Annotated in this window: 18 protein-coding genes; 13 read left to right on the forward strand and 5 right to left on the reverse strand. The window is 61.1% G+C overall.

Going from position 1 to position 19,531, the window contains the following annotated elements; all coding sequences use genetic code 11:
* Positions 1-78: 78 nt before the first annotated feature.
* The 10 genes from JWZ97_RS18170 (at position 79) to JWZ97_RS18215 (ending at position 9,740) form a co-directional block, all read left to right on the forward strand.
* Positions 79-714 (forward strand): phosphoribosylanthranilate isomerase, encoded by a 636-nt coding sequence (locus tag JWZ97_RS18170; RefSeq protein ID WP_205432039.1) that lies wholly within the window; start codon positions 79-81, stop codon positions 712-714.
* A complete protein-coding gene (trpB, locus tag JWZ97_RS18175) occupies positions 698-1,909 on the forward strand; it encodes a tryptophan synthase subunit beta (protein WP_205432040.1) in 1,212 nt (403 codons plus the stop codon). The genes JWZ97_RS18170 and trpB overlap by 17 nt, the downstream gene beginning before the upstream one ends.
* On the forward strand, positions 1,906-2,709 hold the full coding sequence (gene trpA, locus JWZ97_RS18180) for a tryptophan synthase subunit alpha (protein WP_205432042.1): 804 nt from the start codon (positions 1,906-1,908) through the stop codon (positions 2,707-2,709). Before trpB ends, trpA begins: the two co-directional genes overlap by 4 nt.
* Before the next feature lie 24 nt (positions 2,710-2,733).
* Entirely contained in the window at positions 2,734-3,627 is an 894-nt protein-coding gene (gene accD / locus JWZ97_RS18185; protein ID WP_205432043.1) for an acetyl-CoA carboxylase, carboxyltransferase subunit beta, read from the forward strand.
* A 16-nt stretch (positions 3,628-3,643) separates the two neighbouring features.
* On the forward strand, positions 3,644-4,906 hold the full coding sequence (gene folC / locus JWZ97_RS18190) for a bifunctional tetrahydrofolate synthase/dihydrofolate synthase (protein WP_205432045.1): 1,263 nt from the start codon (positions 3,644-3,646) through the stop codon (positions 4,904-4,906).
* 20 nt (positions 4,907-4,926) lie between these two features.
* A complete protein-coding gene (locus JWZ97_RS18195) occupies positions 4,927-5,898 on the forward strand; it encodes an SPOR domain-containing protein (RefSeq protein WP_205432047.1) in 972 nt (323 codons plus the stop codon).
* A 36-nt stretch (positions 5,899-5,934) separates the two neighbouring features.
* Positions 5,935-6,465 (forward strand): CvpA family protein, encoded by a 531-nt coding sequence (locus JWZ97_RS18200; protein WP_240342392.1) that lies wholly within the window; start codon positions 5,935-5,937, stop codon positions 6,463-6,465.
* Positions 6,466-6,472: 7 nt separating this feature from the next.
* A complete protein-coding gene (gene purF, locus JWZ97_RS18205) occupies positions 6,473-7,981 on the forward strand; it encodes an amidophosphoribosyltransferase (protein ID WP_205432050.1) in 1,509 nt (502 codons plus the stop codon).
* Between the two features lie 9 nt (positions 7,982-7,990).
* Complete coding sequence (locus tag JWZ97_RS18210) at positions 7,991-8,227, forward strand: hypothetical protein (RefSeq protein ID WP_205432051.1); 237 nt, start codon at positions 7,991-7,993, stop codon at positions 8,225-8,227.
* A 322-nt stretch (positions 8,228-8,549) separates the two neighbouring features.
* Complete coding sequence (locus tag JWZ97_RS18215) at positions 8,550-9,740, forward strand: O-succinylhomoserine sulfhydrylase (protein ID WP_205432052.1); 1,191 nt, start codon at positions 8,550-8,552, stop codon at positions 9,738-9,740.
* 35 nt (positions 9,741-9,775) lie between these two features.
* On the opposite strand, the gene JWZ97_RS18220 is transcribed toward JWZ97_RS18215, so the two are convergent.
* On the reverse strand, positions 9,776-10,468 hold the full coding sequence (locus JWZ97_RS18220; protein ID WP_205432053.1) for a hypothetical protein: 693 nt from the start codon (positions 10,466-10,468) through the stop codon (positions 9,776-9,778).
* A 159-nt stretch (positions 10,469-10,627) separates the two neighbouring features.
* Between JWZ97_RS18220 and JWZ97_RS18225 the strand changes: the two genes are divergently transcribed.
* The 3 genes from JWZ97_RS18225 to JWZ97_RS18235 all read left to right on the forward strand — a co-directional run bounded on the left by JWZ97_RS18225 (position 10,628) and on the right by JWZ97_RS18235 (position 13,225).
* Complete coding sequence (locus JWZ97_RS18225) at positions 10,628-11,086, forward strand: DUF2721 domain-containing protein (RefSeq protein WP_205432054.1); 459 nt, start codon at positions 10,628-10,630, stop codon at positions 11,084-11,086.
* 182 nt (positions 11,087-11,268) lie between these two features.
* Positions 11,269-12,918, forward strand: a complete 1,650-nt coding sequence (locus tag JWZ97_RS18230) for a bifunctional UDP-sugar hydrolase/5'-nucleotidase (RefSeq protein WP_205432055.1) — start codon at positions 11,269-11,271, stop codon at positions 12,916-12,918.
* Positions 12,919-12,991: 73 nt separating this feature from the next.
* Complete coding sequence (locus JWZ97_RS18235) at positions 12,992-13,225, forward strand: hypothetical protein (protein WP_205432056.1); 234 nt, start codon at positions 12,992-12,994, stop codon at positions 13,223-13,225.
* 97 nt (positions 13,226-13,322) lie between these two features.
* On the opposite strand, the gene JWZ97_RS18240 is transcribed toward JWZ97_RS18235, so the two are convergent.
* From JWZ97_RS18240 to JWZ97_RS18255, 4 genes are all read right to left on the reverse strand, one after another.
* On the reverse strand, positions 13,323-14,963 hold the full coding sequence (locus JWZ97_RS18240) for a copper resistance D family protein (protein ID WP_205432057.1): 1,641 nt from the start codon (positions 14,961-14,963) through the stop codon (positions 13,323-13,325).
* A gap of 6 nt (positions 14,964-14,969) precedes the next feature.
* A complete protein-coding gene (locus tag JWZ97_RS18245; RefSeq protein ID WP_205432058.1) occupies positions 14,970-15,362 on the reverse strand; it encodes a copper resistance CopC family protein in 393 nt (130 codons plus the stop codon).
* A 98-nt stretch (positions 15,363-15,460) separates the two neighbouring features.
* Positions 15,461-16,852: an aspartate aminotransferase family protein gene (locus JWZ97_RS18250; RefSeq protein ID WP_205432060.1), complete on the reverse strand. Its 1,392-nt coding sequence runs from the start codon at positions 16,850-16,852 to the stop codon at positions 15,461-15,463.
* Positions 16,853-16,892: 40 nt separating this feature from the next.
* Positions 16,893-19,523, reverse strand: coding sequence for an MMPL family transporter (locus tag JWZ97_RS18255; RefSeq protein ID WP_205432061.1), 2,631 nt, complete (start codon positions 19,521-19,523; stop codon positions 16,893-16,895).
* Positions 19,524-19,531 lie beyond the last annotated feature (8 nt).

A 19,531-nucleotide genomic window follows, 5' to 3' on the forward strand; every position in this document is an offset into this window, starting at 1 on the left:
AAATCGCTCGGCAAACCGAGATTTGAAAATCTCGCCCGGCACAAAGCCATAAATCACTAAAATCGACCATGCACCGACATGCGAACTCGCGTTAAAATCTGCGGCTTCACTCGTCCCGATGACGCACTGGCGGCCGTGCGCCTTGGGGCCGACGCGATTGGTTTGGTTTTTTACCCCCCCAGTCCTCGTAATGTCGGAGTCGAGCAGGCAAGGGCGATCGTCGCGAGCTTGCCCCCCTTTGTTACGGTGGTAGGGCTTTTTGTGGACGCGAGCCAAGAATACCTCTATGAGGTGACTCAGCAGGTCCGTATCGACCTATTGCAGTTCCATGGTGACGAACGCCCTGAGGCATGTGCCGGCGGCGGCCGGCCCTACATCAAGGCCATACGCATGCGTCACGATACGGATTTGCTGCGTGTGGCGGAGGATTACTCTGACGCTGCCGGCTTGTTGCTGGACGCAGACAACAAGGACGCCAAAGGCGGCACGGGGACGAGCTTCGATTGGGCGTGGGTGCCGTCGGTTTGCCCCTTGCCGATCATCCTGGCAGGCGGATTACGTCCAGACAATGTCGCGGCGGCCCTTATGCAGGTAAACCCTTATGCGGTAGACGTGAGCAGCGGCGTGGAAGCGACGAAGGGCGTCAAGGATGGCGACAAAATGGCGGAATTTCTGAGAGAGGTCCAAAGGTTTGACCATGCAAAACTCAACTGAACCCTACAACCTGCCCGACGCGAACGGTCATTTCGGTCCGTACGGCGGCGTGTTTGTGGCAGAAACGCTGATGGCTCCGATCCAGGAGTTGACCGCGGCCTATTACCGCTACATCAAGGATCCTGAGTTTCTCGCGGAACTCGATTACGACCTCAAGCACTACGTCGGCAGACCAAGTCCGGTTTATCACGCCGAACGCCTGAGCCGCGAACTGGGTGGCGCACAGATTTTCCTAAAGCGTGAAGACCTGAATCACACCGGCGCGCACAAGGTCAACAACACCATCGGTCAGGCTCTGCTGGCCAAGCGCATGGGCAAGACCCGCATCATCGCCGAAACCGGTGCCGGTCAACACGGCGTCGCGACGGCAACGGTAGCTGCGCGTCTGGGCTTGGAATGCGTGGTCTACATGGGCGCGGTGGACGTGGCCCGGCAGGCGCCCAATGTCTTGCGCATGAAGTTGCTGGGCGCCAAAGTCGTGCCGGTAGAGTCCGGCTCCAAGACCCTGAAGGACGCGCTCAACGAAGCCATGCGCGATTGGGTGACCTATGTCGACAACACTTTTTACATTATCGGCACGGTGGCCGGTCCTCATCCCTATCCCGCCATGGTCCGCGATTTCCAGGCCATCATCGGCCGCGAGGCGAAGCAGCAGATGACGGAGCTGACCGGGCGCCTACCGGACGCCCTGGTCGCCTGCGTCGGCGGCGGTTCGAACGCGATAGGCTTGTTCTACCCCTTCATCGACGACCACGACGTAGCCATGTACGGTGTGGAGGCGGCGGGTGACGGGATCGAAACCGGGCGTCATTCCGCCCCGTTGAGCGCCGGTCGTCCCGGCGTGCTGCATGGCAACCGGACCTATCTCATGGAAGACGAGGACGGCGAAATCATAGAAACTCACTCGATCTCGGCCGGACTGGATTATCCCGGCGTCGGCCCCGAGCATGCGTGGCTCAAGGACAGCGGCCGTGCGACTTACGTCAGCATCACCGACGACGAAGCCATGCAAGGTTTCCATACCCTGACCCGGCTGGAAGGCATCATCCCGGCGCTGGAATCCAGCCATGCCATCGCTTACGCCATGAAGCTCGCGCCGACCCTGAGTCCGGATCAGCAGATCCTGGTGAATCTGTCCGGTCGAGGCGACAAAGACATCAATACCATAGCCGCACGCGAAGGAATCACCCTGTGAGCCGTATTTCCGCCAAACTCGACACCCTCAAATCCCAAGGGCGCAAGGCGCTGATTCCTTTCATCACGGCCGGCGACCCGAATCCGGATTTCACCGTGCCCACGCTGCACGCCATGGTCGAAGCCGGTGCGGACATCATCGAACTCGGCGTGCCGTTTTCCGATCCCATGGCCGATGGTCCCGTGATACAAAAGGCCAGCGAGCGCGCGTTGGCGCATAAGACCAGCTTGCGCAAGGTGCTAGGGATGGTGGAAGAGTTCCGGAAGCAGGATGCCGAAACCCCCATCGTATTGATGGGTTACCTCAATCCCGTCGAGAGTTTGGGGTACGCGGCATTCGTGACGGCAGCGAAAAAGGCCGGCGTCGACGGGGTTCTGACGGTGGATATGCCGCCGGAAGAGTCGGGCGAGCTGATTTCGTTGTTGAATCAGGCGGAGGTTGCACCCATTTTTTTGCTGGCTCCTAATAGCACCCCTGAGCGCATACGCAAGATGGGGCAACTGGGTAGCGGCTATCTCTATTATGTTTCGCTCAAGGGTGTTACCGGCGCCTCGCATCTCGATTTGGGTGATGTGGAACGCAAGCTGGAGGAAATCCGTTCACTCACCAGCCTACCCGTTGGCGTAGGTTTTGGCGTAAAAAATGCGGAGACGGCGGGGGCGGTCGCCAAGCTGGCGGACGCTGTCGTAGTCGGAAGCGCTTTGGTGAGTAAGATCGAGAGTGCCGGAGACGATACCGATCTCGCGCGCAATGAGATCACTGCCCTGTTGCGTGAGCTGCGAGCGGCGCTGGACGCCTGATAAGAACTAGAGAGAGGGGGTTCTGTGAGTAGTTGGTTCAACAAACTGGTGACGTCGAAGATACGCACCGAGGCCTCATCCAAGAGCACCGTTCCGGAAGGCTTGTGGTGCAAGTGTGCCAGTTGCAACGCCATCCTTTATCGCGCGGAGCTCGAACGCAATCTCGACGTATGTCCGAAATGCGGCCATCACATGCGCATCCATGGCCGTAAGCGCCTGGGCCAGTTTCTGGATGAAGGCAGCCTGGTCGAACTGGGCGAACGCTTGAGCCCGGTGGACCCGCTCAAATTCAAGGACAGCAAGAAGTACAAGGATCGCTTGAGCCAGTCCCAAAAGGCGACCGGTGAAAAAGACTCCATGGTCGTCGCGCGCGGTACCCTCAAGGGACGCCCCTTGGTGGCCGCCGCATTCAATTTCGAGTTCATGGGCGGGTCGATGGGGTCGGTGGCCGGCGAGCGATTCGTCCGGGGCGCCAATGCGTGCCTGGAAAGACGTATTCCCCTGGTCTGCTTTTCTGCCAGCGGCGGCGCGCGCATGCAGGAATCCTTGCTGTCCTTGTTCCAGATGGCCAAGACCAGCGCCGTGTTGGCCAAGTTGGCCGATCAGGGCTTGCCGTTCATCTCGGTGCTGACCGATCCGACCATGGGCGGAGTGTCGGCGAGTCTGGCCATGCTGGGCGACATCAACATAGGCGAGCCCGGCGCGCTCATCGGCTTCGCCGGTCCCCGCGTCATCGAGCAGACGGTGCGGGAAAAACTGCCGGAAGGTTTCCAGCGTAGCGAGTTTCTCCTGGAGCACGGCGCCATCGACATGATCGTTGACCGGCGCGAACTCAGGGATCGGATAGCCAGCCTGTTGGCCTTGCTGATGCATGCCGAACCCGCGTACCTCGCTGCCGGACAGCTAGATTCCAACTAAGACCCCAATTCAAAGCATGCGATTTTCCACGCTGGACGAATGGCTGGTCTGGCAGGAAGCCCTGCACCCCAAAACCATTGATTTGGGCCTGGCCCGGGTAAGGCGGGTATTTCAGGGCATGGGCACCCCTTTGCCCATGCCGTTCACGATCGCGGTCGGCGGCACCAATGGCAAGGGTTCCAGCGTCGCCATGCTGGATGCCATCCTGCGGGCCCAGGGCTACCGTGTCGGCGCCTACACCTCGCCACATTTGCTGCGGTATAACGAACGCATGCGTATCGACGGCCAGGTTCTCGACGACGAAAGTATCTGTCGGTCCTTCGATCGCATCGACCGGGCGCGCGGCGATACCAGCCTCAGCTTTTTCGAATTCGGTACCCTGGCCGCGCTCGACATCTTCGCGCAATCCGAGTTGGACGTGCAGATACTGGAAGTGGGGCTGGGTGGTCGTCTCGACGCCGTGAATATCGTCGATGCCGATGCGGTGCTGATCGCCAGTATCGATCTGGATCATCAGGAGTGGCTGGGGGACACCCGGGAGGCCATCGCCTTGGAAAAGGCCGGCATATTCCGTCCCGGCCGGCCTGCGGTCGTGGGTGACAGCGATCCGCCTAAGACCTTGCTGGCCTATGCCGCCGAAACCGGAATTCGCCTGGATTTGTCCGGGCGGGATTTCGGTTTTGAAAAAACGGAATCGGGATGGAATTGGTGGGGGGCCGGTGGCACTTTGGCCGGTTTGCCTCTGCCCGCTTTATGCGGCGAACACCAGTTGTTCAATGCCGCAGCGGTTTTGCAGGTACTCGGTTCCATCCGGGGAAAACGGCCGGTCGGCGAAAATGCCGTCCACGAGGGATTAAGCTCGGTCAAGCTGCAGGGGAGATTCCAACTCATCGACGGCACCCCGCCGGTGCTGCTGGATGTCGCGCACAATCCGCAGTCCGCGCGCGTATTGGCCGATCATCTCAAGGCCCGTTTTCCCGGCCGGCGCGTTCACGCGGTATTTGCAGTCATGCGCGACAAAGACATCGAGGGGGTGGTCACTCCCATGGCGCCCTTGGTGGATCGCTGGTATCTGGCTCCGTTGAAAATGCCGCGCGCGGCCACTTCGTCGGAACTGGTAGACGTATTCGGCCACTGCAGCATCGATGCCGTCAGCGAAGGCTATGCCGATGCGGCTTCCGCGTTTGCCGCCGCTCGACGTAACGCGCACAATGATGACGTGGTCGTTGTATTCGGCTCGTTTTTTCTGGTTTCCGAGTTTTTGGCCTTAGAGCCCTGATTTCTTCGAGGTAGAGTTCTATGGATCAGCAGTTGAAGCAACGTCTGATCGGCGTGACCATCGTCGTTGCTCTGGTTGTGATATTCGTTCCCATGCTGTTCGACGACAAGGACCCGCAGCGCTCGGGCGGCGGCATTCCTCCGATTCCGGACGAAGTCATGGAGAAAACGATAGAACTGCCCAAATCCGCCGAAGATGTCGCACCCAAGGACGAAAAGGCGGAAACGGGAAGCGCGGGCTATCGCATCATACCGTTGACCGACGAAGCGCCGGCGAAAAAAGCCGATACTGCCGAAGCGAAGCCCGCCTCTCCCGGTGCTTCCGCGCCGACCGATGAGGCCGGCGATTCCGAGCCGGTCGCGGAGGAGGACGAGTTTCCTAAGGTGCAGGAAAAGCCGGCCAAAGCCGAGAAGCCGCCGGTCGCGGGAATTGCCCAGAAGCCAGTCGGCGTGAAGCTTCCGCCTGCCGACAAAACGCCAATCGACACCAAGAAACCGAAGACTCCTCCGCCTCAGGCCGTTGCGCCCGCATCGGCGGGCGTGGCGAAGAAAACTGAGGTCACCCCGCCATCTGTGGCCAAACCCAAAGTCGCACCGGTTGAACCGAACCATGCCGATGTCGAAGTGGACGCGCCGCCGTTCAAGAGCGTGACGCCCAAGCCCGCACCGGCATCCAAGCCCGCCGTAGCGCCGCCGGCCAAGCCGGTCGCTCCCGCCGCCGCCCCTGCCCCGACGAGCAAGCCGGAGTCGGAGGAACTGACCGCTTGGGTCGTTCAGACCGGCAGTTTCACCAGCGAAGCCAAAGCCAAGGCTTTAGCGGAGAAACTCCGCCAGTCGCGCTTCGCCGCCTTCGTGGAGCGCGCGCCCGGCGAGTCCGGCTTCACCTATCGCGTGCAGGTCGGCCCAGAATTGGATCGCGCCCGCGCCGAGCAGACCCAGAAGCAGATCGAAGGCAGTGTCGGAATCAAGGGCATCATCGTTCCTCACCCCTAAAGCCCAGCAGCGCTGGTATGCCGGGATAGGTCCACGGTGAACCTCGATTTAAACAACCTGATCTGGATCGACTACGGCATTCTGGGGCTGCTTGCACTTTCGGCCCTGATCGGGCTGATGCGCGGGCTGATCCGCGAGGTGTTTTCGCTGGCGCTCTGGGGTGCGGCGATCTGGCTCGGCTTGCACTACAGCCGCGACGTGTCCGTACTGTTCGAGAACAAGATACCGGCGCCTTCCGCGCGCATGGCGGCCTCGTTCCTGGCCTTGTTCGTCGGCACGCTGCTGGTGGGCGGATTGCTCGGCTACCTGCTGGGGAAGCTGGTGTCGTTCACCGGCCTCAGCGGAACCGATCGGCTGGCCGGTCTGTTATTCGGCGTGGCGCGCGGTGGCCTGATCGTCTCCGTACTGGTGCTTCTGGCCGGCGCCACTCCGATCCCGGAAGACCCGTGGTGGAAGCAATCCAGACTCATCCCTCCGTTTCAGAATTTGGCGCTATGGCTGCGGGCTCAGCTCCCCTCGGGCATCTCGGCTTACGTCAACTATCCCCCCTCTTCAGTTAAAAGGTAAGACGACCATGTGTGGCATCGCCGGTATCGTTTCCTATGAAAACGTCAACCAGGAGCTCTACGAAGCGTTGACGGTACTTCAGCATCGGGGGCAGGACGCCGCGGGTATCGTCACTTGCGAAGGCGATCGTTTCCATCTGCGCAAGGACAGCGGCCTGGTGCGCGATGTTTTTCACACCCGCCACATGCGCAGTCTGATAGGCCATATGGGCATTGCTCACGTGCGCTATCCGACCGCCGGTTGCACCAGTTCCGCCGAGGCGCAGCCGTTCTACGTCAACTCGCCCTACGGTATCGCCCTGGCGCATAACGGCAACCTCACCAACGCCCCCGCCCTCAAGGAAGCGCTGTTCGTTCAGGACCAACGCCATATCAACACGGACTCCGATTCCGAAGTCCTGTTGAACGTTCTCGCTCACGAACTGCAGGAAATCGGCAAGCTGCGCATAGAAGCGGACGACGTATTCCGTGCCGTTGCCGGCGTGCATCAACGTTGCCGAGGCGCTTACGCCGTGGTGGCCATGATTACCGGCTTCGGCATCATCGGTTTCCGCGACCCCTACGGCATCCGGCCGCTGGTCTACGGCGAGCGCCGCACGGAATCCGGCGTCGAATACATGATCGCGTCGGAAAGCGTGGCGCTGGACGTTCTCGGCTTCAAGGTCATACGCGACATCGCGCCCGGCGAGGCCTTCATCATCGAGAAGGACGGCACGTTGCACAGCCGGCAGTGCGCGGCCAACCCCATCTATTCGCCGTGCATCTTCGAGTTCGTCTATTTCGCCCGTCCCGACTCCATCATCGACAACATCTCCGTCTACAAGGCCCGCATGCGCATGGGCGATAAGCTGGCCGAAAAAATCCTGCGCGAACGGCCCAATCACGACATCGATGTGGTCATCCCCATACCCGACACCAGCCGCAACGCCGCGCTGGAACTGGCCACCCGGCTGGGCGTGAAATACCGCGAAGGCTTCATCAAGAACCGCTACATCGGCCGCACCTTCATCATGCCGGGGCAGCAGTTGCGGGAGAAATCCGTGCGTCAGAAGCTCAATGCGATCAGCCTGGAATTCAAGGACAAAAACGTATTATTGGTGGACGATTCCATCGTGCGCGGCACCACGTCCATGCAAATCATCCAGATGGCCCGCGAAGCCGGCGCGAAGAACGTCTATTTCGCCTCCGCCTCCCCGCCGGTGCGTTATCCGAACGTCTACGGCATCGACATGCCGGCGGCCGAAGAGCTCGTCGCCCACGGTCGCACCGAAGCGGAAGTGCAGGCCGAACTCGGCGCGGACTGGCTGATCTATCAGGATCTGGACGATCTCATCGAATCCGTGCAGAAGGGCAATCCCAACGTCACCCGCTTCGATACCTCCTGTTTCAATAACGAATACGTCACCGGCGACATCAACCAGGCTTATCTCGATCACCTAGGGGAATATCGCTGCGACTCGGCCAAGGCGCAAAGGGAAAGCGCTTCGTCGGTGATTGAAATGCATAATGCAAGTTGAGCGGTGAGCATGTTGCACGAACTGTGGGTCGAGTTGGAGAACGAGCAAACGTTTTGCCTCGCCGGTGCTCAAGGCGAAGCCGCGCGCAAACTCCTTGGCCCAACCGCCAGACTCGTCTGGTCTGTCGAGGCGGGGAGTCACTTCGAGGCCATGACCCAATACTATGAGTACATGGGGTGGGGGGTATACAAGTCCGATTTCCCGGAACTCGACAAAAAGCTCTACTCCGAATTAGGATGGAAATGACTCCATCTATTTCCCGACCGCATATCGTGTCGGATCCGGAGCCCTCGCGGATTAGGAGATAGTCGCATAGCCAATGTCGTTAAGTTAAGAGGCGCATCGTCACCCCGGCAGGGAATGCCGGGGTCCAGAGGCCACGGATGGCTGAGGCGTTTTACATCCCTGTAACCTGGATTCCGGCAATCCATGCAGGAATGACGACACTACATTGGCCGTATTGCGACACCACATGGAATACCAAGAACGGTGGAATACGCCAAAGAGCCGCGATTCCACCCTACGAAATATTTTTTCTCACTTTTCGTAACCCGAGATAACCCTACCGATGACTGATTTCGATTGGAACGATTTTGGCCCGGAAACTCGTGCGGTGCGCGCGGGGCAGCGGCGGACTCAGGAGCAGGAGCATAGCGATCCGATCTTCGCGACCTCCAGCTATGTGTTCGGCAGTGCCGCCGATGCCGCCGAGCGTTTCTCCGGTAAGGTGCCGGGCAATATCTATTCGCGCTTCACCAATCCCACGGTACGCACTTTCGAAGAACGGCTGGCGGCGCTGGAAGGCGGCGAGCGCTGCATCGCCTTCGCGTCGGGGATGGCGGCGATCGCCGCGGTGGGGATGGGCTTATTGAAGGCGGGCGATCACGTGGTGTGTTCGCGCGGCGTATTCGGCAACACGACCATTTTATTCCAGAACTACTTCGCCAAGTTCGGCGTCCCGACGACTTTCGTCGACCTGACGGACTATGCGGCGTGGGAAGCGGCGATCCGACCGGAGACCCGTTTCCTGTTCCTGGAAACCCCCTCCAATCCGCTGACGCAGATCGCCGACATCCGCCGCCTGGCCGACATCGCTCACGCGCAAGGCAGTCTGCTGGTGGTGGACAACTGTTTCCTCACGCCGATCTTGCAGAAGCCTCTGGAATTGGGCGCAGACATCGTCGTGCATTCGGCGACCAAATATCTGGACGGGCAGGGGCGTTGCATCGGCGGTGCGGTCGTCGGACGGCAGGATTTGCTCGACAAGGACATCTATCCCTGGCTACGCACCGGCGGGCCGACTATGAGTCCGTTCAATGCCTGGGTCTTCCTGAAAGGCCTGGAAACCTTGGGATTGCGCATGAAGGCGCACAGCGAGAACGCGCTGCAACTGGCGCACTGGCTGGAATCTCAGTCTTGGGTTGAGCGGGTGTATTATCCCGGCCTGCCTTCGCATCCCCAGCACGATCTGGCTTTGCGCCAGCAGAAGAGCGGCGGCGGCGTGGTCAGCTTCGAAGTGAAGGGCGGCAAGGAGGCCGCCTGGAAGCTGATCGACTCGACCCGCTTGCTGTCCATCACCGCCAATCTGGGCGACGCCAAGACCACCATCACCCATCCCGCCACCACCACACACGGCCGGTTGTCGCCCGAAGATCGCGCCGCTGCCGGCATCGCGGACGGCTTGGTGAGAATCGCTGTCGGCTTGGAAACCGTGGAAGATATCAGCCGCGACCTGTCGAATGCCTTTTCGCCTTGGTAGGGCGGATGCCCGCAAGGGCGATCCGCCACCGCTTATCAGCGATAGTAAAACTTGTCACCGTAGAACGGGCCGATGACGCCGTAGTCGCCCGCATTGATCACGGCTTGATAGTCGACCGGCCGGAAGCTGACGTTCTGCAGCCCTTCGGCGGCTTTTACTCCGATGTACTGCACGCCGTCCGGCTGGACCGGTACGAATCCCAGGTCTTGCCCGTTTGCGATCACGTTGAAGCCAGCGATAAACGGCGGGATCAGGTCGGGCCGATTTGCTCGGAAGGTGAAGCCGAATTCGGTGGTGGGGCGGTTGAACCTTGCCGATACGATTTGCAGCGGAGGAAGCGGCGGGCATGTCGTGGTTCCGTTGACCACGGTGCACGGGCCGGGCACCTGGAAATTGCTGAATTGCTTGATCTTGATTCCGTCCACCCTTAGCTGTTTGCGCGGATCGTTGGGGTCCGGGAACGGCACGAACCCTGACGCCATGTTGTAGCTGTAGGTTCCGGCGAGCGTCAATCCCGGACAGCTCGGTATCGAGTTGGTGTCCGCCGCTGCGATGCATTCTTCCCCGGGTATCTGCGCCAGGGCGTCGCGCAGGCTTGTTTTGAGTTTACGGCTGTCGACCACCACCACGCTGTACAACGGGGTGTCCGCCCCAGGGGCGGTGATCAATTCCGGCGCCGCATACGCGTTGACCGAGAGCAGCGCGCTGATAAGTGCATGTTTTTTCATGTCGTCTCCAGTGATTCGAGGACCCCATGCGATCCAGGGTTCCTTCGTATATTCCCGAGACGCATGCAAGGTTCAATTCACGGGGGAAAGTTTTCGACGGCCGAGTGGCCGAGTCTTGTTAGAGTAAGCGGCAAATCCCGACTAACCCGCGACCAGCCTATGATCGTCAATGATCTCATTCCCCTGCTGCAAACCTCGATCGGCCCGGTCATCCTGATCTCGGCGGTCGGTCTGCTGCTGCTCACCACCAACAACCGGCTCGCGCATTCCATAGACCGCGTGCGCAGCCTGTCCAAGGATGCCGAGCACGCGTCCGAGCCGCACAAATCCCAGCTCAAGGCACAGATGGCCGTGCTCTGGCGCCGCACCCGCATGCTGCGCTACAGCATAGAGTTCGCTTCCCTGAGCGCGCTGTTCGCCGCTTTGCTGATCATCGACTTGTTCGTGACGGTGTTGCTTGGCCTGCAGGACGCCTGGCTGATGATCGCCTTGCTCTTCGTCGCCTCCCTGACCTGCCTCATCGTTTCACTCTGGTTACTCATCATGGACGTCAAGAAATCCCTGCTCGCCCTCGGTTTGGAATTGAGCGGCAACGATCGATCGAACGAGATATCCTGATTGCTCTGCACTACCTGGGCGCCCGAAAAGATTCGTTTGGGGGCGAGGCAGCAACCGTTTGCGCCGCTTTCGCCGCATGGGTGCCTTGCGCTTGCCATAGGCGATGAAACTACTCATACGCGGGTTTTATTGTTATTTAAGGGCCTCCTCGCAAAAAACTGTAAAAATAAGAGTCAGCAACCATGCCCAAATTGAACCGTTTAGCCGCCGTCGCCGTATTGTCCTCCACGCTTGCCGCCTGTGCCGCCGGCACCAGGCCGCCGACGGACAAGCCGGCCGATGCCCACTTCACCCTCCTGCAAGTCAACGACACCTACAAGATCGAGGGTCTGGAAGGTGGGAGCAAGGGCGGTTTCGCGCGTTTGCGGACCTTGCGCAAGCAGTTGGAGGCCGGCGGGCGCAAGGTGCTGGTGCTGCATGGCGGCGACATCCTGTTTCCCTCGGTGATGAGCAAATATCTGCGCGCCCAGCCCGTCGTGAAGATCCTGAACGGGCTGGATGGCGACCCCGCGGCGTTCGACCCCTATCTCATCGCCACCTTCGGCAATCACGAGTTCGACGATCGCGACCCGGGCGTCTTGCTGGGGCGGGTGGCGCAGTCGGATTTCGATTGGGTGACGGCCAATGTCTATTACCGGTCGATTCCACAGGCGGGAGGCGAGCCGCTGTCCAAACGCCTGACCCATGTGCATGAAACGCTGGTGCGTGAGCTGGATGGCGTGAAAGTCGGCGTATTCGGCCTAACCACCGACGTGAACGACCGCGATTACGTGCGCTACGACTACGAGGGCGATGCCCGGCGGGTGGTCGTGCGCAAGTCCTTGGATAGTCTGAAGGAGCAGGGCGCGCAAGTGGTGATCGCCCTGACTCATCAGGATCTGGCCGACGACGAGAAGCTGGCGGCGGAGTTTCCCGATATTGACTTGATCGTCGGCGGCCACGAACATTTTCACATCCAAAAGCGCGTCGGCCGGACCTGGATCACCAAGGCCGATGCGGACAACCAGAGCGCGGTGGTCTACGACGTGACCGTGCGGCCCGGCCAGCCTTTAGAAGCCACGCCGCGCAAGATCGACCTGGATGCCGGTACCGAGAAGGATGCTGCGCTACAGGCCGAGGTGGAAAAATACCGCGCGCAGTTGAATGCCACGGTGAAGCAGCAGACCGGCCGCGATGCCGGGGAGGTCGTGGGCCGGGCGGTCAATCTGCTGGAAGGCATAGAGACGGCGGTGCGCGGGCGAGAAACCGCGCTGGGCAATTTCCTGGCCGATACGATCCGCACGCGCATGAAAACAGACGTGGCCTTCACCAACGGCGGCGGCATACGCATCAACGACAACATCCTGCCGGGGCCCATTACCTCGCTCGACCTGGAAGGCCTCTTCTATTTCGACAACCAGTTGGTCGCCGGAGAAGTCACGGGGGCTGAACTGCTGGACATCCTGAACAACGCGGTTTCCAAGGTCCATCTGGGCGACGGCCGATTCCTCCAAGTTTCCGGGTTGCGCTTCGAGTACCGCAATGTCGGCAACGAGGATGCGCCGCGATTCACGGTGGCCGCCGAAGATGTCGGGATCAGGCCGCAAGGCAGCCGGGATTTCCGCCCGCTCGATCTGACGCGTCGATACACGGTGGGAACCACCGATTTCATCTGGGATTCGGGCTACAAGGATGGCTACGTACTGTTTGCCAAGGGCAAGGGCGAAACCAGCCCGCCCTTGATCGCCCGCGAGCCGGTGAGCTTCCGCCGCGCGGTGGAAGAGGCCATCGGGCGTCTCCCCGACAAAACGGTCACCACCGCCATCGAGGGTCGCATCCGGCGAGTGGAATAGCGTGAGGGGGTAGGCTTCAGCCCGCTCTCGCAAAGCCGGAAGCGACAGCGATTGCTGCACGAGTAAACACCACATGGCCCGATGCGGAATCAGCCACGAATACCCGGTTAGGATCGTTCCCGTGGACGATGAAGGCATAGCCGGAGCGGATCGCGTCATAGGATCCGCGGAAACCCTGGCGCAGGCGATTGCGTTGGCCGAACGCCTCGGCTACGCCGTGCGTACAGCGGAAGAAGGAGGCTGCAGCCGCTTCGTGCCCGCAAGGGAAGGGCAGAGCTATTTCAGCCTGACGGTATATGCCGAGTGATGGGCCTGTAAGGTGGAGGGTCAAGCGACGTTTACGACAGGAGGGCTGGAATTCCCCACGGTCATTCCAGCCTTCCTGGTTAACCCATCGCTTTGGATCAGTAAAGCGGCTCCCGATAGAACATCAGGAAGTTGCCGATCAGGAACATGGCCGAGATGGCGATGAAACCAGCGAAACGCCCTTCCACGTAGCCCTCGTTCGTCGCCAGACGCAATTCCAGCCAGCGGCCGGCCGCCATGATGACGGCGAGCAGGCCCATGGTGGTGTGGGTGGACTGGATCAGAAATTCGCTCTTGAGCTCGAATTCCGCGTGCGCATGGGTCAGCAGCAGGATGCCGCCGAATGCGCACAGGATGGGAAATACGTACTGCAGCTTGCGCGCTTCGGGATGGGTGCGGGCGCGAAGTTCCATGACGCCCAGCACGAAGGCCAGCAGGGTGGCGATGCGGTGCTGGAAGACCTCGCCGTTGCCGAAGGTGCTCTCCCAGAATCCTATGGGACCCAGCGGCCAGGTTTCCGCGTCGCTGCGGAAGAACAGGAACAAGCTCAGACCCACGAAGCCCAGCGGCCAATAGTTCGCCCAGCGGAGCCCGCGGACATAGGACAACATGGCCAGCAGGCCCATGCCGGTGAGGAACAGGCCGGAGACGTTGTGGTTGTAGTCCGACCATTCGGTCGCGGCGACCGAGGGCACCTTGTCGACCACCGCCACACGGCCGGCCTCGCCCGCCAGCAGGGCTTCGTGCGAGGGCGATTCGATCTTGGGCAGGCGCGGTTTGAACATGTTGATCACGTCCGCGACCTGGGCGGTGCGGTCCGGGATGTCTACCGAAGGCGGCTGTGAAGACAGCGTCGCGGCGATGAACAGGATGCCGACCAGGATGAAGGTTTCCGCTTCGATGTAGTAGGGAACCTTTTTGGTGACGGTCGGATCGCCGGCATTCGCCCGCCAAAGCCGGCCGGCGCGGTGATTGAGGAAGGCGAATCCTAGGGCGACCAGCAGCAGCCACACCTTGGTGACCACCAGGCTGCCGTAGCCGGTGCCGAATAGGCCGTCCCAACTACCGATGTAGGTCCAGGCCAAAGGCAGGCCGGTGACCAGCAGCAGCACGACCGAGCTGACGCCCAGCAAGCCGAAGCGCGTGATCGCCAGCGGCCAAAGGGCCTTGGCTTCGTCGTTCAGCCGGCTGGTCCGCCACAAAACCATCAATTGCGCGACGCAGCCGAACCAGACGGCGGCGGCGAGCTGGTGCGCCACGGTGGTGATCATCAGCAGTTCGCGTTGCTCGAAGCGGCCCACCGCATGTACCAGCCAGGCGCCGCTGACGACCAGCGGCAGGGTGAGCAGGGCGACGATCTGCCAGTTCCTCTTGTCACGCGGCGCCTGGTTCAGGCGCTTGGCCACCCAGATGAAGCCCAAAGCCAGTATCAGCCGCAACAGGCCGGCCTTGAACTGCACGGTGTTGGCGTAAGGCCCCAAGGGCAGTTCGCCCAGCGTCGCGGCCAGCACCGCGCCCTTGATCACCAGCTTGGTGCCCACTGAGGCGGCCAGCGATACGGCGCCGATATTGAGCAGCTTCACGCTGCGCGTGACGACGGCGTCGCCGGCCGCCGCCGGAGTGCCGACGCGCAGGATGAAGAAGCTCCACAGCACGCTGCCGACCACCAGGGCGTAGCTGATGAGCATCAGCCCGCCCAGGAAGTCGTCGATGAAATTGGCCAGGCCTTGTATGTACATGAATAATTACCGCTGAGCTGAGACTTTGAAACGAAGCACGTCTTCGGTGATGTGGCCGTCGGCCGCGAACACCTTGTATTTGATGGCGTAATCGCCTTCGCTGAGGGCAGGCACCTTGATGATCACCTGACCCGGCTTCTTGCCCGAGGCGATCTCCAGCGGGTGATAGATGTCGCCCTTGCTGACCAGAAAGACCTTGGACAGGCCCAGCTCCACGTTGGAGTTGAAATGCAGCACGACCTCGGTTTCGTGGTTGACTTCGATGGGCTTGTGCTTGAGCGAGGATTCGGTGACCACGGCATGGGCCGCGACTTCGGCTGTCGGAGCGAGCAGCAGGCCACAAGCGATCAGGGGTAAGAACAGGCGTCGCAGGGTCGCAGGCAGGAGCTTATCGATCATGTAAACATTCCTTCTGTAGGGTAAGGGTACACGGGGGCAGACAAGGTCTGATCAGGTCAAAGAGGAGGCGCCCGAAGCGGGTGTCCTCCGTCGAGGCCTCAAGCGCCGGCTTTTTGCTTCAAGGCGTGGCTGATGAGGTTCTTGCCCAGGTCCTTGATGGCGCCGCCGACTTCCTGGGTATCGCCGATGACCTGATCCATGGCCGAAATGATCCAGTCGCGGTCCTTGTCGTTCACCACCAAAGGCGGCAGGAATTTGACCACGTTCATGCCGTGGCCGGCCACCTGGCTGAGGATGCGATGGTTCTTGAACAGCGGGATGGTGATGGTCTGGCTGAACAGTCCTTTGTTGGCCGCTTCCAGGCCGGCGAAGGCGGCCTTGCGCAGCAGGCCGTCGGGTGAACCGAATTCCACCGCGATCATCAGCCCCTTGCCGCGCACCTGCTTGAGGAAGTCGTATTTGGGGATCATGGCCTCCAGGCCGGCGATGATCTCACCGCCGATCTTGGCGGCATTCTCGACCAGCTTTTCATCGTCGATGACCTGCAACGCGGCGATGCCGGCGGCCATGGCCATGTTGTTCTTGGAGAAGGTGGAGCCGTGCACCACGGCGCGGTCCATGCGGTTGAACACCGAATCCATGATCTTGTCGGTCATGGCAACGGCGCCTACAGGGATGAATCCGCCCGACAAGGCCTTGGCCATCAGTATCATGTCCGGTTCCACACCCCAGTGCTCGATGGCCCAGAACTTACCCGTGCGGGCGATGCCGGTCTGGATCTCGTCGGCGACGAACAGGGTGCCGTATTGCTTGCACAGCTTGGCGGCTTCGGCCAGGTAATTGTCGCCGGGCAGGTTCACGCCCTTGCCCTGGATGGGTTCGACGATGAAGGCGCCGACATCCTTGTTGCGCAGGGCTCTGTCCAGCGCGGCCAGATCGTTGAACGGCACGCTGCTGACGCCGGGCAGCAGGGGGCCGAAGCCTTCCTTGAAGACTTCCTCGCCGTTCAGCGACAGGGCACCCAGGGTGAGGCCATGGAAAGCATGCTCGCAGTAGACGATCTTCTCGCGCTTGGTGGTGTAGCGGGCGAACTTGATGGCCGCTTCCACCGCTTCCGCCCCGGAGTTGCAGAAGAAGGCCTTGGTCAGCTTGGGCGGGCATTTTTCCAGGATCTTCTCGGCCAATATCCCCGACAGCAGCGAGACGTCCATCTGCACCATGTCCGGCAGTTCGGCGTCGAGCACATCCTTCAGCGCCCGGATGATGGTCGGGTGGTTGCGGCCCAGGGCGAACACGCCGAAGCCGGACAGCAGGTCGAGGTACTCGCTGCCCTTTTCGTCGTAGAGATAGGGACCTTGCGCCCGCGTGTAGACCCGGTCGTAGCCTATGGTCTTGAGCACGCGCACCATCTGGGTGTTGAGATGTTTTTCGTGCAGGTCGAAATTTTCTCCGGCCCGTTCCTTGAGCAGTTCGGCGATGGATATGGACATGGTGAACTCGGTGTGTAGGTTGAAACGTGATTTTACAAAACTATGCGCGGCGATGTTTGAGCTTGAGCGCGCTGAAGGCCGGCAGTACGACCAGAGAACAAAGCAAGGTCATGAACAGGCCCAGGGCCAGCAGGAAGCCCATGGACGCTGTGCCGGGATGCGGCGTGAAGGCCAGGCTGGCGAAGCTGAATACGGTAGTGAGCGAGCCGTAGAACACCCCTTGAGCCTCGCTGGTGCTGAGCAGGTTTTCGTCCTCTGAATGCAGGTAATGCAACCGGTGCGCCATGTGGATGCCGCTGTCCACGCCCAGGCCGAACAGCAGGGGCAGGGCGATGATGTTGGCGAAGTTGAGCGGGGTGTGGAACACCACGGTGCCGGCCGCGGTGAACAGGGAAGCCAGCAACAGGGGCAGCAGCACCAGCAGGGTGTCCTTGACGCTGCGCAGTATGATCAGCAACAGCAGGGTGATGGCGCCCAGCGCGATGGTGAAGGCTTCGACGAAGGCCTTGACCGCTTCGTTCATGGATTCCAGATAGGTCACCGGCAGGTCGGTCACTTCCGGATCGATCTTCTGCGCTTCCAGGATGAACTCCCGCAAGTTTTCCAGATCGTTCAGGTCTTTCTTGGGAAATACCTGGATACGATAGAGCCCGTCCTTGCTGAGCCATCGATCGACGATGTCGGCGGGCAGCGTTTCCCTCTCGACCGGGCTGGCGTCGAGGCCGCTTTTCAAGGTGTTGATGGTGGCGGGAAGGGCGCTCAACACGCTGGTTTGTAGACGGTCCAGAACGGCCTGGCTGTCCTCGGCGGGGAGTTCGCGCTGGGCTTCGAGCAAGCCGTCGACGGCGTCCAGCGTCGCGCGCAGGCTGGGCCTTTCCTCCTGGCTCAGGCGGGTGGCGAGCACGGCGCGGAATTTCTCCACGGCGGCCCAGTCGGCGTTGCCCGTCGCGGGGGCCGGAAATTCGGCCAGGCGCGTGCCCAGCACCAGGCCCAGTTCCTCGATCAGAGCCAATTTCTCGTCCTGATCCGCGGGTATGAAGTCGAACAGGGATTCGACCTTGTCGACGGTCGGCAACTGCTCGAAGCGCGCCTGCTTGTCGCGGGCTTCCGCTTCGCTGCGCGCCAGCGACGCCAGAGTCATGGGCGAAGTGTCCCGGGATTGCAGCAGGTATTTGAAGGTCTTGACCGACTCGGTGTTGGGGTCGCGCAGATTGATCGGATTGAAGTCGACTTGTACGCGGGCCAGCAGCACACAGGCGAGCACCGTCAGGATCGCGGATATCCAGCGGATGGGCCGGGCATAACGCAGGGGCCAGTTGGACAGCAACGAAGTCCGCCGGTGCGCGCCGGCGGATGCGCGCGGCGGCTTGAGCGGCAGGATGTTCATGATGGCCGGCAGCACGGTGAACGTGGTGATCAGGGCGATGATCATGCTGGTGCCCGCGATCATGCCCAGTTCGGACACGCCGATGTAGTTGGTGGGGATGAAGGCGTAGAGGCCGATGGCGGCGGTGATGGCGCAGAGGATCAAGGCGGTGCCGGTCGAGGTCAGCGTGTCGCGCAGGGCGTCGCGCTGGGACTCGCCGCGCAGTATCAGCTCCCGGTAACGCAGGCAGAAATGCGAGGAAAAGGCGTCGCCCATGCCGATGAACAACACGGCGAAGGCGATGGAGATCAGGTTGAGATGGCCTATCGCATAGGCCGCAAAGCCCATGGAAAACACCAGTCCCAGGGTCAGGGTGAGGAAGGTGGCGAACATCAGGCGGAACGAGCGGTAGGCGATCCATAACGTGATGCACACCAGTATCATGGAGGCGACGCCGGCCGCCGCCGTGCCCTGGCCTATGGTCTGCATTTCCTCGTGCTCAAGCACCACCTCGCCGGTCTTGTGCGCCTGGACCCGGGCCAGGTCTCCCGTGAGCGTCTCGGCGACCGCGCTATCGATGGCGGCGATACTTTGCTCCGCCGGCAGCATTTCCGAGAAGTTCAGGATGGGGGTGACGAAGATGAAGCGTTTGGTAACGCCAAGTCCGTCTTTCTGGTCCAGCATCAATTGCTGCCAGGAGAGTTGATAGGCTTGTCCGGCGCGCACCGCCTCGATGGCCTCGTTCAAGCGGGCGAGCACCGGATCCAGGTCCAGGGCCAAATCGTCATCCTTGGCTTCGATGGCCTGGCTCAGTATGCCCAGCAGGCCGTGCAGGCTGTTGTCCTGCGATAGCCGGCCGATGAAGGGCTGGGCCTGGCTGAGTTTTTCCGACAGTTTTTGCAGCTCCGGCAGACTCAGATAGAGCATGCCGTTGCGCTCGAAGAAGCCGCCTTCGTCCGGCTGGTAGATCGACTTGATACTGTCCGGATGAGCGCGCAATTTCTCCCCGAGCCGCTTGGTCGCCTCGGAGGTTAGTTCGGGCGTGGGGCCCTCGACCAGCAGCAGGATCGTGCTCACGTCCTGGGGGAACGCGTGTTCCAGCCGGATGCGGTTTTTCTGGAAAGGCAGTTCGATGGACAGCATGTCCGCCGTGTTGGTGTTCACGGTCAGGTTTTCGTAGGCGTATTTGCCGACATAGCCGCAGGCGACGAGGGTGATGATCAGCAGAGGCCAGGGACGGCTGAGTATGCTGGCTTCCCACCAGTGGATGACTTTGATCAGCAGGTTGTGTGCGGCTTTGTTCATCGAGGATT

The organism is Methylococcus sp. EFPC2 (assembly GCF_016925495.1).
Taxonomy (GTDB): domain Bacteria; phylum Pseudomonadota; class Gammaproteobacteria; order Methylococcales; family Methylococcaceae; genus EFPC2.